Genomic DNA, 14,984 nt, shown 5'->3' with positions numbered 1-14,984 from the left:
ACTACAATATAAGTTAAAAAATAAGATGCAAAATTTATGCCTACTTTATCACCTTTACAACCTATTACTCATCCAATTTTTACTCAGCATAAAATAACCGTACAGGTTAAGCGTGATGATCACATTCATCAAATTATTTCTGGTAATAAATGGCGCAAACTTAAATACAACTTACGCTACGCAAAATCTATTGGTGCTCAAGGTGTTATAACTTTTGGCGGTTGTTTTTCAAATCATATTCATGCTTGTGCGTTCGCTTGCCAACAGCAGCAATTGCCTGTTATTGGCATTATTCGTGGCGAAGAGCACAATCAAGACAATTATACGCTAGCCTGGGCTAAGCATTGGGGCATGCAGTTGTCTTTTGTTGATCGAAAAACCTATCGGCTGCGCTCTGAAGACAGTTACTTACAAGAGTTGCAGCAGCAATACCCTAACCACTTTATTATCCCTGAAGGTGGTAGTAATGCGCTCGCGTTAACGGGTATTGCTGAAGTGATGAATGAGCTAAAACTACAAAGTGAATTTGATACTATGATAACCCCGGTCGGCAGTGGTGGTACCCTGGCAGGGCTTATTATTGGCGACCAATCACAACATAATCTATTAGGCATCGCGGTACTAAAACAACAAGGTTATCTTGAAGATGAAGTAAAGGCGCTATTACCGCCCAGCGATAACGATCAGCAAAACTGGCGAATAGCGCATCAATTTCATCGGGGTGGTTACGCTAAGTTTAGTGCGCAAGATGCAGAAGAAATACGTCATTTTAGTGACATAGTCGGTATTGATTTTGAGCCGGTTTATTCAGGAAAAATGATTTTAGCACTATTGGAACTTATCAAATCTGGTTATTTCCCCGCGTATCATCGTATTGTGCTGCTGCATACAGGTGGCTTGCAAGGTCTCGCTGGTATGTTTGAGCGAGGTTTGCTTAATCCAGCGCAATGGCCTGCGCTGCCTGTGCCACCGGTTCAGTAAAAAAGTGACCTTGACCACCTTTTATACCCAGTTGCAGTAAAGCACGCCATTCAGCTTGTTTTTCAACCCCTAAGGCGTAAACCGAAATGTTTTTTGCTACGGTTAGGGTTCTCAAACTTTGAATAAATACTTGGTTTTCTATTTTTTTATCTATGTCGATTACAATACTACGGTGTAATTTCATCGCATAGATAGGATAGATATTAATATAGTGGGCACTGACAACATATTGCCCCACTTTGTCAGCGATTATTTTCACCCCTGCAGTGCTTAACGCGGCTAACGTGGGTTGTAATTTTGACAAGTGATTTACTAACTGATATTCGCTAATTTCAATCATTAACCTGTCTTTGACTTCAGGGAAGCTGCACAATATTGAGAGAAACTTCTCCGCAAACCCAGGTGATAACAGCGAGTCTATTGAAACATTAATACTACACTTATTTTGTTGGGCTTTTTTGGCCGTTAACATACGACAAACTTGTACAAGAATGAGTAAATCTATTTGCACCATAAGTCCACATTTTTGTGCCATGGGAAAGAAAACACGGGCACTGATCAAAGCGCCATTTTTATCTTTAACTTTTGATAGCACTTCATGATGCAAAACTTTAGTACTATCACTGGCAATAACAGGCTGAAAAAAGATGACAAATCCATTGCCGTTTATCGCTGCATTGAGCAAGGTGCGCCATTTTAATGACCCTTTTGCTTTGACTACAGTCAACTCACCCGCTTCAAACATAAACCATTGAGAGGGCCCTTGTAACTGCGCCGCACGTAACGCCATATCGGCTTCTGACATTATTTGATAGGGTACTTGCTCAGCACCAAAATAACTGATGCCGATGTGAACAAACTCTTCTTGATTGATCCCGACCGGCATCACTACAGTTTCTAATTTTTTCAATAATAGATCCGCGAATTTCTCAACATCCTGAATGAAAACATTGGGTAATAACACCGATAACTCATCATCGCTGTGCCGCGCAAGAAAATAGCCAGGCTGGTCTTGTAATCTTTGCTTAGTGACTTGAATAAGGGTTAATAAAAGCGACATGGCTTGCTGATAACCGTATAAGTTTTGTACCAAGTCTATTTCTTTAAATTGGATCAAAAGCACAGCCCCTTGGGCATCTTCCTCTTTAAGCAAGGCTTGTAATCTATTATCGAAAAATGCTCGGTTACCAATACGGGTTTCTTGATCCAGTAAAGCGCTAGCTCGAATACTTTTATCCCAAGCAATATCATTAGCGGCATTGTCATTTATTTGTTGCTGTAATTGACGAATGGCCAAGGTAATAGCTTCCATCTCTTGTGATGAGTTATCAATAGCAAGTGCATTAGCCGAGCCCTGCATTAGAGTGAGACTGGCCCAACGTTCCAATTGTTGTAAAGGTTTAAGCTTGATGACTAACTCTCGCTGTAGTTTTTTTTGCAGTAGCCAGCCCATGACAAATAATACCAGGGTGAAAAAAAGGTGTAATGGCGAGGTAAAGACTACATAAATGGGCTGTTGAAAACTTAGATACCAGCGGCTGTTAGTAATAGCCAACTGACGAGAACTGCTTTCTTTTTTTAGTGTTAATCGAGAAAAATTTCTGTGTAATAAAGCGCTTTTACTGGCAAGATCTTCTAATTGCTGGTTATTGAGCGCTAATGTTTCTAGGCTATGGTGTTGGCTATTCTGCGCTTGGTAAACCGCTAGCACCGAAAAAACACAAACCATTAAATAAAATACTGCCATGATCATAAACAGAGGTTTTATCTGCAGTTGTTCTATTAGTTTAGCCTTTGCCAACATGAGCACTCCATTGCTAAATAAATCTTTTTTTAAGAGCCATTTAATATCAGTTTGATTAATTAAGTGATCTACTTTTATGTAAAAATGAGTAAATACCTGAGATAAAATTTAATCCGTAGTTTTGCTACTGATAGATTTTATAACAGCGTATTTGTTCATGTTAATCCATAAAATGAACAGGTAATTAATCAACTTGGTATAACAAGGTTCTATTAATACCTTTTAGTATATCAAGCTAATTGAATTAATTGTAGACCATAAAAAATCAATATTTTTTTAATTTTTGTTGATGATTTTTCTTTAAATGCTTTGTTTTAATGGTAATAAAACTGCTTGCTAGCAGTATATTGAAAACCTACTGTGGCTAACTGATTTATAAATGCCTAATATTGAGACATAAAAAAACCCTGAATTCATAACGAATTCAGGGTTTTCAATAGATGATTACTTAAGGCAATTAAGCTTGAGCAATAACAACAACTTTAATTGTTGCATCTACATCGTTATGCACATGAATTACGATATCGAATTCACCTGTTTCACGGATGCTACCTAATGGTAAACGTACTTCAGCTTTAACAACTTTAACACCAGCTTCAGTGATTGCATCAGCAATATCACGTGTACCAATTGAACCAAATAATTTACCTTCATCACCAGCTTTAGAAGCGATAGTGATTTCAGCTAAATCAGTTAATTTAGTCGCACGTGCTTTCGCAGCAGTTAGTTGCTCAGCTAGTTTAGTCTCTAAGTCAGCGCGACGAGCTTCAAAGTGCTCAACGTTTGCTTTAGAGGCAAAAACAGCTTTACCCTTAGGTAATAAAAAGTTACGAGCGTAACCAGATTTAACTGTTACCTTGTCACCAAGACCGCCTAATTTGGCGATTTTATCAAGAAGTATTACTTCCATTTTCAAAACCCCTTTTTAGGTTACTTATGTAAATCAGTATATGGTAATAACGCTAAGTAACGAGCACGCTTGATCGCACGACCAAGTTGACGTTGATATTTAGCACTTGTACCAGTAATACGGCTAGGAACAATTTTACCACTTTCAGTGATATAGTTTTTTAGTACAGCTGTATCTTTATAATCGATTGCAGCAGCACCTTCCGCTGAAAAGCGGCAGAACTTGCGACGTCTAAAAAAACGAGACATGGATTTCTCCTAATATGGCTTAAGTTATTAAGGTGAAAACACCGTTAAATAAAAATAGCCTAAATTAAATCATTTCAATTTGTTGGGCATGTAATACTAAAAGCGGATTTCCGTTTCTAGATTCATGACGGTTTATAAAACCAGTCACTCTAACATTACAGCCTTCAATTAAATCACGAGTTAAGTGTTGTGACACTTTACCTGTTGCAACAACTTGTATTCGAACAAACGCTTGTCTGTTCATGCCGGCCTCATTTTGTATGGACTTGTGGTCCATTGAAAACTGACAATGTTGAATACCCGCTGGGCTGGTTGACGTTTTAGGTACTTTTAGCACCTGTCCGGTCAACACCAAGCAATTCTCTTGGCTATTATTCATAGGTAGAGAATTGGTCACAGGTTACTTATTCTTCGCTCGCAGCTTCTTCTGCTGGTGCTTCAGCAACTGGTGCTTCAACATCTGATGCTTCAGTAGCTGGTGCTTCAGTAACCTCTTTCTTCACTTCGCGACGCTCATCACGACGGTCTTCTTTAGCAACAGCCATAGCTGAAGCTTCAGTAACCGCGTCTTTAGTGCGCATAATCATGTTACGAATAACTACATCGTTGTAACGGAAAGAAGTTTCTAGTTCATCAATAGCTGCTTGGGGCGCTTCAATGTTAATTAAAACATAGTGTGCTTTGTGCAATTTATTGATTGGGTAAGCTAATTGGCGACGGCCCCAGTCTTCAAGACGGTGGATTTTGCCTTCAGCATTAGTGACAATGTCACTGTAACGCTGAATCATAGCTGGTACTTGTTCACTCTGATCAGGGTGAACCATAAATACGATTTCGTAATGACGCATTACGAGCTCCTTACGGTTGTAGCCTCATTGTCTGGCTCAGCCAACACCAGTTGAGGCAAGGAACAAAAGTTCAGGCTGAATTAAGGAGGCGTATTGTAGGGAAAATGAGCAAAAAAGGCAAGAAGATGCTGTATATTGTTTTTTTATTTAATTTTAAACTTAAAATTCATTAACTTAAATGATTTTAGGTCCACAGACAACTAGCATAACAGCGCTAAATTTGGTCGCTTCAAAGCTTGTTTTTACTTATGGTGAGCCAATAGGTGAAGGATTTTCATACTTAACGAGACAAGCAATAATGCGAAGGAAAGACTAGTAAGCATGAACTAACCCGCATAAAAAAGTATTTATGCGGGTTAGGATCAGCTTAAACAAAAGCACTTCAAGCTAAATTCATCGAAACGAAAAAATTCAGCTTGAGGTTAATACTCAATGCGTTAAACCGTTAAACGTTGTCGTACAATTTCAAATAAACAAATACCGGTTGCTACTGAAACGTTTAAGCTAGAGACGCTACCCGCCATAGGTAGCTTAACCAATTGATCGCAATTCTCGCGAGTTAAACGGCGCATGCCTTTACCTTCTGCTCCCATCACTAAGGCCATGGGCCCAGCGAGTTTGACATCATAAAGACAAGTCTCGGTTTCACCCGCGGTGCCAATAATCCATACACCCATTTGTTGTAACGCTTTCATGGTTCTTGATAAATTAGTCACTTGCACTAAAGGCACAGCTTCTGCGGCACCAACGGCGACTTTGCGGACGATTGCACTCAAGCGAGCGGCATTATCTTTCGGCACAATAATCGCTTGCACACCAGCCGCATCAGCATTTCGTAAACATGCGCCTAAGTTATGCGGGTCGGTCACGCCATCTAAAATCAATAGAAATGGTGCTTGATCTTTACCTGCTGCTTCAGCAAGAATGTCATCTAAATCGGCTTCAGTGAAGACTTTTCCTGGTTTAACTCGTGCCACAACACCTTGGTGCTGATCACCTTCACTTTTATCATCCAGTACTTTACGACTCGCCATTTGTGCAGGTATACCGTATTGTTGCGCTAAGTTAATAATCGGCATCAACCGGTCGTCTTCACGACCTTTAAGTAGCCATAACTCAATAAATCGTTCAGGTGCATTTTCAATCAAAGCTTTTACCGCATGGATGCCAAATACTAATTCTTCTTGCTTTGCCATAAACTTATTTCTTTCTCTATTAATTAATTACTTTAAAAGCTTGTCTGCATTGCATTTGCTAACACAGCCACCTGCTAAGGCCTATACCCAAGCCACTTGAATATGCAGATTCAGCAAGTGCTTTGGGTATATATGACTAATCGGTTGTTTTACGAGCATTTTTACCAGGACGTTTTTTTCTTGCCTTGCGCTTTTTGGCTTTAGTCGTGGTTTTGTCACTCGCTTTATCATCAGGTTTAGCTGACTTTTTATTTGGCTTAGCTTGTTCACTTTCTGCCTTGGCCTTGCCAGCAGTGCCTTTGCCACGTTTATGCTTATCGCTGCTTTTACCTTTTGCTGCCGGTTTAGCACGTTTAGTGACGGCGTTTTCACCCGCTAAGGCTAAATCGATTTTTTTCTCATCAAGATTAACCGCGGCAACTTGTACTTCTACCGTATCACCGATGTGATATTTAGCGCCGGTATTTTCACCGGTTAAGCACATACGTACATCATCAAAATGATAATAGTCATGACCTAGCGAGGTAATATGTACTAAGCCTTCGATATGTAGGTCGGCTAAACGAACAAATAAACCAAAGTTAGTTACCGTTGAGATCACACCAGTAAAAGTATCGCCGACATGATCTTGCATATATTCACATTTTAGCCAATCAGAAACATCACGCGTGGCGTCATCAGCACGGCGTTCAGTCATTGAGCAATGTTCACCCAGTTCTATGACTGCTTCGGGTGTATAACTATGTGCACCAGCATTGGCTTCATGTTGTGCTTGCTCATCTAAAATGGCTTTAATCACACGATGCACAACTAAATCTGGGTAACGGCGTATCGGCGAAGTAAAATGGCTATACGAGGGTAATGCTAAGCCAAAGTGACCTATATTTTCACTTTGATAAACGGCTTGGCGCATTGAGCGCAAGAGCATGGTTTGAATAAGCTCTTGATCTGGTCGGTTAGCTATTTTCTCTAAAATATGGCAATAATCCATAGGTTCAGGTTGTGCTTTGGTTTCTCCCATCGAAGATAAATCAAGCCCTAGCTCGTTTACGTAGCTGATAAAGTTATTATATTTATCTTCGCTAGGCTTATCATGAACACGGAATAAACCGGGTTTTTTATGTTTTTCAATAAACTCTGCGGTCGCAACATTGGCTAAAATCATGCACTCTTCAATGATTTTATGCGCGTCATTACGCACCATAGCCACAATAGACTCTATTTTTCTCTCGCTGTTAAAGAGAAACTGTGATTCTGTGGTTTCAAAGGCAATAGCGCCGCGCTTAGTACGAGCAGCCGCTAGCACGTGATACATGGTATTGAGGTTTTCTAAATCAGGAATCAAGGCCTGGTATTGTGTGCGTAATTCCGCGCGATAGTCTTCATCTTTTTGTTCTGGGTTCACCCCTAGAATGGTCGCCACTTTACTATAAGTGAAACGCGCTTTAGAGTTCATCACAGCAGGATAAAATTTAGATCCTGCTAGATCTCCCGCTGCGCTGATGGTCATTTCACAAACCATACAAAGGCGATCAACATCCGGGTTTAATGAACACAGTCCATTAGAGAGTTTTTCCGGCAACATAGGAATAACTTGGCTAGGAAAATACACCGAATTACCACGAGAAATGGCTTCTTCATCTAATGCGGTTTTATTACGCACATAATAGCTAACATCCGCTATAGCCACCCATAAGGTCCAGCCACCATCAGCATTGGGGTGGCAATAAACCGCATCGTCAAAATCTCGGGCGTCTTCGCCATCGATGGTCACTAGGGGTAAGTCACGGAGATCAACTCTTGGCGCTTTGGCTGATTCTTCAACTTCATCAGCAATACCGCTAACTTCAGCAATCACTTCAGCAGAAAACTGGTTGGGCAAGTCGTGTGCACGCAAGGCAATTTCAATTTCCATGCCTGGTGCCATGTGTTCACCGAGCACTTCAATCACTTCACCAACGGCGTTCGAGCGTTTGGTAGGTCTTTGAATAATGTTAACCACCACGACTTCACCATGACGAGCGCCTAGCTTTTTATCGGGTTGGATCAGAATTTCTTGTGGAATACGCGCATCATCTGGGATCACGCAGGCGATATGATGATCAACAAAGAATCGACCAACAACACCGGCAGTGCGAGGTTTAATAACATCGAGTATTTTAACTTCTTTACGACCTTTACGATCGCTGCGATCAAGTAATATCGCTTCAGCAATATCACCATGGATCACCCGTTTCATTTCATAAGAAGAAATATAAAAATCTTTGTCACCATTGTCGGGAGAGAAAAAGCCAAAACCATCACGATGACCAATAACTTTGCCGGTCAACACATCACTAAGTTTTGCTATGGCATATTGCTTAAATTTATTAAACACAATTTGACCACTGTTTTCCATAGCACGTAATCGATGCTTCACTCCCACTACCATGTCGTCATCAGTATATTGCAATTGACTCACAAGGGCTTTAAACGTCGGTGGGATGTTTGATTTTTCGATCAGAGACAATAGCAGCTCACGGCTCGCTACTGGCTTGTCATATTTGTCAGCTTCTCGCTGTTGGTGCGGGTCGTTTTTGGTCACATTTATTCAATAATGGTTTTTTGTTTAGTATATCGTAGATTAACTATATACCCAAGCCACTTCAATATGCAGGCTTGTGCGGCGTATTGAGCTGCTTAACACCTAGCGAGATAAAAGTTGAAACATTCGCAAAAGTACGGTTTATCGACTTGAGCCTTTAATACTTGCCATTTTTGGCGGCATTGACCACACGTTCAGGCATTTTTTCCGTTAGCTTTGCTAAGTGCTGAGCGATAACTTTATGCGTTTTTTTGTCGTCAGTCACTGATTGGTGTAATTGCGTATATAGCTGAGGGAAATCCAACGGGCTACCATGACCGGCTAAATAAATATTGGCTAATCTAAGCTGTGCTTTTATGTTATTCAATGCTGATGATTCTTTAAGAAAAGTAATAGCTTGATGAATATCTACTTGTACGAATTTACCCAGATGATAATAGCGACCCATTTGCTCTAACGCTTCAGGTAATCCCTGATCGGCTGCCGCTTGCATATAATGTAAGCCCAAAGGTACATCTTTTTTTATGCAAACACCGTAGGCAAGCATATCCCCCCAAAGGAACTGATAGCCTGGCATTTGCGCCTTTACCGCTCGCGCTTCAATATCTTGCACCAGTTGACAGTCATCAATAACTACTTGGCTTAAATGCTTGTTTTCTTTTATTAAATCAAGCAAGACGTTATCACTATAAATTTGCACCGCCCTCAATTCAGCAGCAGAGGCACTCATAACATGAGTTATTATCAATAAGATCGCGATAAGTAGTTTTTGCATAATGCCTCTTTGCACAATTTGTAATTCAAGGTGTGATTCAGGGTGTAACTCAAGTTAGGTCATGCTTTAAGTTAGGTCATGCTTTATATCGGCCGTTAGCAGAAATAACTTAGTAAACCGCTCATAGTATTTTTTCACACTTGAGGTAAGTTACTTTGAAGCAGGTAACTAACTTATCTTATTTAGCTGGTTTAACTGGTTTAACTTCAAGTAAATAACATATCAACATAAATACCTATAAGTGGCTTTTGTCCGCTAATGGCTAAAGCGATTAACGCTAAAGACTTTGATGTTGATCGCAATCAGATAAGCGAATTTTGATCACTGGGAGATTGCTAAAATTTAACAAAAGGCAAACCGCAGTTGCGCTCAATTGAACTTTGCATTCAATCGAACATACCAAACTGCAATTTGCCTGTGCTATAACAAAAACTGCCCTCATTTACCCAAGGGCTAACTTAGCACAATTGCAATGCTTTACTTTCTAAAGCCCACCATAGCTTGTGCGGCAAAGTAGGCATACATAGTATAAATGGCGGTATTGACCTTGAGTGCTTCAGGTTCAACTTTGTCCAAAGTATCATTTTCAGTATGGTGATAATCAAAGTAATTTGAGCCGTCTGGTGCAAAGTCAATGCTTGGCATACCTGCGTCACTTAACGCGCTCATATCCGACTGACCTTTGGCATTATTCTCTGGTGCAAGCGCTACACCCATTGGGGCCAAGTACTGCGCTAATTCACGTATTGCATTGAGCGATTGTGCACCAACACCCGGGGTCATTTTGTATATACGCCCTATGCCAAAATCCCACTCAGCACCAATAACATGCGCCGCCATATCATCTTTATGATCTTTGACATATTGCTTCGCGCCTAATAAACCCACTTCTTCAGCGGCGAATAAAATCACTCGAATGCTGCGTTTTGGACGTTCAGGCAATTGCCCAATGTGATGCGCTGCCGCCATGACCATACCGATACCTAAGCCATCGTCTAATGCGCCTGTGCCTACATCCCAACTGTCTAGATGAGCACCTAAGGCGACAATTTCTTCTGGAAACTCACTACCGGTAAACTCGCCAATAACATTGGCCGATGTTGCAACAACTTCAGCTTTAGTTCTAGCCGTCATGTTCAAATACAGACTAACGGCTTCGCCACGCTTAAGTTGATTCACTAATAAATCAGCATCAGGGTTTGATAAAGCGGCCGCAGGAATTTGTTTAACTTTATCTTTATAACGCATGACCCCAGTATGAGCGGTACGGTTATTGTCTGTTCCTACTGAGCGCATCACCAGAGCAGAAGCGCCTTTTTGTGCAGCGACAACAGCGCCATTAACGCGCGTACCAACAGCAGGGCCATAGCCGTTACCGTCGATATGACGCTCCATTTGATAGGAAACAAAGGCTATTTTGCCATTTAGGCTATTATCTGGTGCTGCTTTTAAATCAGCAAAAGTTTCAAAATGCGCTATCTCAGCGGTCAAACCTGCTTTAGCTGTACCTATGCTGCCACCAAGCGCTAAAACCACTACGTCATGCGGATACGGTGCAACAATGCGTGCTTCTGCCTCACCACGTAACCAGTAGCTGCCGGTAACTTCTTCGGTCCATACTTTATCAAAGCCTAAGGCTTTCATTTTATTAACCGCCCATACTATCGATTTTTTATCCCCTGTTGAGCCCATCATGCGATGACCTACTTCGGTAGTTAATGACTCGATTAATTGGTAGGATAAATCTGATTGCAATGCCGTTGTTTTTAACTGCTTTAATTGCGCTTGTTGCTCAGTATTTAGTTGTTGTGCACTAGTAGCAAAACTACCCACACTCATTAAAATGGCGAGACAAGTGCCGGCAATCAATTTTGTTTTTGGGAACATGTTTTTCCTTAACTGAATTATTTTTTATTGATGGTATCGTTATCATTAATCAACCTAGTATAAGTATCTATAAAAGGTAATTAACTTGCAATCACTTCGCCTGATTTGGGTCATATCACCAAGAATAAACCCTAGGTAAGTGTAAAGATAAACTGCCTTTAAAACGCAAAACAAAGAGCCTGTTGCTTTATAACGACAAGTTAGTGATGTGGCATTAGATTTTTAATTCTCGCTAAGCCAAGATCAAAAAAGCCGACAGTCGTCGGCTTTTATTTGCAATCGATGGTGATTAAATCGAGAAAGAAGAACCACAACCACAAGTCGTACTCGCATTTGGGTTGTTTACCAAGAAACGACTGCCTTCCAAGCCTTCAGTATAATCAACTTCGCCGTCAACTAAATACTGTAAACTCATGGGGTCAATCACCATAGTAACGCCTTTTTTGACTATGGTCATATCGCCGTCATTGACTTTTTCGTCAAAGGTAAAACCATACTGAAATCCTGAGCAGCCGCCGCCTGTAACGTAGACACGCAATTTCAAGTCTGGGTTTTCTTCTTCCGTGATCAACGATAATACTTTGGTCGCTGCAGCATCGGAAAATTTAATAGGTAATTCAGTATTTGACATATAACTCAACTTAAAACGGATGAACTGACGTAATTATCTTAAACTTGACTGTTTTAGTCAAGTATTATGGTGAACTCTGCGTAATATTATCAATACTTTTCAGCCATGGATAACTATGATCGATACGATTATATTTTTGCCATCTGGTTTTTGGCAATATTGCTGCCACATTGATGGTTTCAGGGACAAAGTTTTCCGGTAAGGTTAACTCGCCACTTATAATTTGAAAGTATTGAAAACTAAAAGATAGGTCGTCTTTGTTTAGTGTCGTCAACTCAGACAAGGCAATACTCGTTGGCTTATTATTTAAACTCCCAATGATGGTTAGCTCAATAAAACCTTTCGCATAACGCTTACGTAATACTTGTTGCACCAACACCACTTGAAAACGGTAATGAGCAGGACTTTGACTTTTTGTTAAGGTCACGCCGTCAATGACTAAGCCATTTGCTTGTTTCTCAGGTGCCATGACTTTTTCATAAAAAGCGAGTTCTTTTTTAACTTGAAAGTGCGCTTGTTCAATCAATTTTAAGGTTTGTTGGCTGCGTGCATTCGCCATACGTTCAACTTCAAGCTCAACTTCTAACGTGTTGATGTGTTGAGTCTTCTCAGCTAATTGTTGATAGATAAAATCTAAGCGAGCTTTCTGCTGTGCTAAGGTCTGAGTCTGATAGCCATGATAAAAATTACCTAGGCGATAGCCGCAGAAGAATACAATGGCCAGGATCACCAGCAGTAAAATCGCTGAACTAAAGCTTCCAAGGCGCATCACCACAGTGCGGAAATTTATTTTTGCTAACCAATTCATTTGAAAGTATTATGATATCCAGAGTGTCTGTAAATATGTCCAATAAAAATAACTCAATATGAAGACAATAACTCAACTAAAAAAACGTCTCGCCGTGCCACAAACGTCATGGCAACTCTGTTTACTAGCCGCTATTGGGGGTTTTGCATCGGCGTTGTTAGTTGTGCTATTTATTTTTACCATTGAAGGCATTCAGTTATTTTTTCTGCCCGAAAAAGACGACTATAACAGCATCAGCGCTTTAAGTCGTTTTCAATTACCTATTATGGGTGCTGTCGTTATTCTCTTATTTGCCTGGCTAACCGGTTACAAGTATATCCGCAGCGGCATTCCCTTTGTATTACATCGCTTAAAAGTTGCCAATGGTGTCATGCCATTTCGTAACACGGTTAATCAATTTATTGGTAGTGCCACCGCACTTGCTGCCGGTTTTTCAGTGGGCAGAGAAGGTCCGGCTGTGCATTTAGGCGCCGCCTGTAGCAGTTATATTGCCAACAAGTTAAATTTACCTTATAACGCCATTCGCAGCTTAAGTGCTTGCGGTATTGCGGCGGGTATTGCCGCTTGTTTTAATACCCCAATAGCCGCGGTTTTGTTTGTGATGGAAGTTATCTTACGAGAGTATAAAGTTCATATTTTTATACCGGTAATGATTGCGGCTCTGGTTGGGTCGATGACCACCAGTCATATTTTTGGTGTCAACCATGAATTTGGCCATTTTACCGCCATTACTTTAAACATCGACCATTATCTTGTTTTGGCTGTACTCGGCATGGTGCTAGGTGTTTTCGCCTTTATTTTTAATCGCAACCTGATATTAGTGATCAAACACAGTGCTCGTTTTCATCTTGTGCCAAGAATACTGACTGCGGCATTAATTACTGGCAGCTTGGGTTATGCACTGCCTTATGCGATGGGAACCGATTTAAGTGCAATTAATTTTTCTTTGCAAAATAGTCTTGAATTGCAACTACTCCTGGGTTTATTAGTCGCAAAAGTACTGATGACCATTTTTGCGCTTGGCTTAGGCATTCCCGGCGGTGTTATTGGCCCTATTCTTGGTATCGGCGCTATCGCAGGTACCTGTGGCTCTGTGGTCGCAAGCTATTTTATCGGCGGTAACATTTCTGCCAGTGACTTTGCGTTAATGGGCATGGCTGGCTTTATGGCTGCAACACTTAATGCCCCGTTAGCTGCATTGCTCTGTGTGGTGGAATTGTCTAATCAGATAGAGATTATTGTACCCGCCATGATTGTTATCACTAGTGCTTGTGTGTTTTCTGGACAATTTTTTGGTAATCGTTCAATTTTCATTCTCCAGTTAGAGATTCAGGGCTTACCCTACCGCCAACCCCCTATTGAGAAGTTCTTACAGCGCATTGGAGTCATTGGGGTGATGGATGAGCGCATCACGCTGTTGCGACAAGTCGATGATAAGACTATTGCCACTGCATTATCAAAGCAAAAACCACAGGATAATGTTATCCACCAGATAAAACAGCCTGATGAAACAACACAATTTGTTTTTTACCAGCAAAGTATGACGGACATAGACGCAAAGCCGACGCTAACAAAACACACACTGATCCCGCTTTCTAGCCAATCGACACTGACTGAAGCCTATTTACTGCTCATGAAGAAAAGGACGGGTGGTGTTTATATATATCAGGATAATCCAGATGAAATTATGGGTATAATAACCTTTGATTATATTAGCGCTTATTTATTAAAAGGAAAAACCAACTGATGGTTACCATTCTCTGGCTTAAAGCATTCCATGTTTTTTTTATGGTTGCGTGGTTTGCCGGTATCTTTTATTTACCGCGCATTTTTGTTAATCATGCCGAATCAGCTGAACCTCTTGTACATCAACACCTCAAAGGCATGGAGCGACGATTACTTTATTTTGTTACCCCCTTTGCCCTATTGACGGTTTTATTAGGGATTGCCATTATTTATCAATATGGCTATCTCTGGTTTGTGGCGGCAAAATGGTTACATGTAAAAATATCCTTGGTGCTGCTATTGCTCATTTATCATGGTTACTGCTTTAAATTAGTCAAAATATTTGCTGCAGATAAAAATACTCGTTCTGGCAAGTTTTATCGCATTTTCAACGAAGTGCCTGTAATTATCCTACTGATTGTCATACTGCTAGTTTACCTAAAACCTTTTTAAGTTTGGCATATTAAACTGTTGGATATAACCTGATATATACAACGTGAATTAAAGCTCAAAGGCTATACTCATCAGTGCTGAAGGTGCAATTATACTGCCCTGTACAACACGTACAGGGTGTTAGGTAAGTCTTA

General features: G+C 40.6%; 14 protein-coding genes. 3 read left to right on the top strand and 11 right to left on the bottom strand.

What is annotated here, in order from left to right; genetic code table 11:
- The first annotated feature begins 36 nt into the window (after positions 1 to 36).
- Complete coding sequence (locus H4J41_RS05950; RefSeq protein ID WP_182136654.1) at positions 37 to 981, top strand: 1-aminocyclopropane-1-carboxylate deaminase/D-cysteine desulfhydrase; 945 nt, start codon at positions 37 to 39, stop codon at positions 979 to 981.
- Here H4J41_RS05950 and H4J41_RS05945 read toward each other — a convergent pair.
- The 11 genes from H4J41_RS05945 to H4J41_RS05895 form a co-directional block, all read right to left on the bottom strand.
- Positions 935 to 2,785 (bottom strand): EAL domain-containing protein, encoded by a 1,851-nt coding sequence (locus H4J41_RS05945; protein ID WP_182136655.1) that lies wholly within the window; start codon positions 2,783 to 2,785, stop codon positions 935 to 937. The genes H4J41_RS05950 and H4J41_RS05945 overlap by 47 nt on opposite strands.
- A gap of 457 nt (positions 2,786 to 3,242) precedes the next feature.
- Positions 3,243 to 3,695 carry a 50S ribosomal protein L9 gene (gene rplI / locus H4J41_RS05940; RefSeq protein WP_182136656.1) on the bottom strand — a complete coding sequence of 151 codons (453 nt, stop codon included), beginning with the start codon at positions 3,693 to 3,695 and terminating at the stop codon, positions 3,243 to 3,245.
- A 20-nt stretch (positions 3,696 to 3,715) separates the two neighbouring features.
- Positions 3,716 to 3,943 carry a 30S ribosomal protein S18 gene (gene rpsR, locus H4J41_RS05935; protein ID WP_077283912.1) on the bottom strand — a complete coding sequence of 76 codons (228 nt, stop codon included), beginning with the start codon at positions 3,941 to 3,943 and terminating at the stop codon, positions 3,716 to 3,718.
- 64 nt (positions 3,944 to 4,007) lie between these two features.
- Positions 4,008 to 4,340 (bottom strand): primosomal replication protein N, encoded by a 333-nt coding sequence (gene priB / locus H4J41_RS05930; protein WP_404842473.1) that lies wholly within the window; start codon positions 4,338 to 4,340, stop codon positions 4,008 to 4,010.
- A gap of 7 nt (positions 4,341 to 4,347) precedes the next feature.
- Positions 4,348 to 4,791: a 30S ribosomal protein S6 gene (gene rpsF, locus H4J41_RS05925; RefSeq protein ID WP_182136657.1), complete on the bottom strand. Its 444-nt coding sequence runs from the start codon at positions 4,789 to 4,791 to the stop codon at positions 4,348 to 4,350.
- A 437-nt stretch (positions 4,792 to 5,228) separates the two neighbouring features.
- Positions 5,229 to 5,987 carry a 23S rRNA (guanosine(2251)-2'-O)-methyltransferase RlmB gene (gene rlmB, locus H4J41_RS05920; protein WP_182136658.1) on the bottom strand — a complete coding sequence of 253 codons (759 nt, stop codon included), beginning with the start codon at positions 5,985 to 5,987 and terminating at the stop codon, positions 5,229 to 5,231.
- Positions 5,988 to 6,123: 136 nt separating this feature from the next.
- Positions 6,124 to 8,571, bottom strand: a complete 2,448-nt coding sequence (rnr, locus tag H4J41_RS05915) for a ribonuclease R (RefSeq protein ID WP_182136659.1) — start codon at positions 8,569 to 8,571, stop codon at positions 6,124 to 6,126.
- 157 nt (positions 8,572 to 8,728) lie between these two features.
- Positions 8,729 to 9,346, bottom strand: coding sequence for a tetratricopeptide repeat protein (locus H4J41_RS05910; protein WP_182136660.1), 618 nt, complete (start codon positions 9,344 to 9,346; stop codon positions 8,729 to 8,731).
- A 477-nt stretch (positions 9,347 to 9,823) separates the two neighbouring features.
- The gene (locus H4J41_RS05905; RefSeq protein ID WP_182136661.1) at positions 9,824 to 11,233 is read right to left on the bottom strand and encodes a M20/M25/M40 family metallo-hydrolase; all 1,410 of its coding nucleotides are present in this window, start codon (positions 11,231 to 11,233) and stop codon (positions 9,824 to 9,826) included.
- 289 nt (positions 11,234 to 11,522) lie between these two features.
- Entirely contained in the window at positions 11,523 to 11,864 is a 342-nt protein-coding gene (gene erpA, locus H4J41_RS05900; RefSeq protein WP_146879306.1) for an iron-sulfur cluster insertion protein ErpA, read from the bottom strand.
- A 64-nt stretch (positions 11,865 to 11,928) separates the two neighbouring features.
- Entirely contained in the window at positions 11,929 to 12,672 is a 744-nt protein-coding gene (locus H4J41_RS05895) for a DUF6776 family protein (RefSeq protein ID WP_182136662.1), read from the bottom strand.
- Between the two features lie 58 nt (positions 12,673 to 12,730).
- Here H4J41_RS05895 and H4J41_RS05890 point away from each other — a divergent pair, with 58 nt between their 5' ends.
- Positions 12,731 to 14,419: a chloride channel protein gene (locus H4J41_RS05890; RefSeq protein WP_182136663.1), complete on the top strand. Its 1,689-nt coding sequence runs from the start codon at positions 12,731 to 12,733 to the stop codon at positions 14,417 to 14,419.
- Entirely contained in the window at positions 14,419 to 14,850 is a 432-nt protein-coding gene (locus tag H4J41_RS05885; protein WP_182136664.1) for a CopD family protein, read from the top strand. The genes H4J41_RS05890 and H4J41_RS05885 overlap by 1 nt, the downstream gene beginning before the upstream one ends.
- Positions 14,851 to 14,984 lie beyond the last annotated feature (134 nt).

It is taken from the genome of Colwellia sp. MB3u-45, from assembly GCF_014077005.1.
GTDB lineage: Bacteria > Pseudomonadota > Gammaproteobacteria > Enterobacterales > Alteromonadaceae > Cognaticolwellia.
Note: the sequence above shows the minus strand (reverse complement) of the source record. Positions and strands in the feature narration are given on the sequence as shown.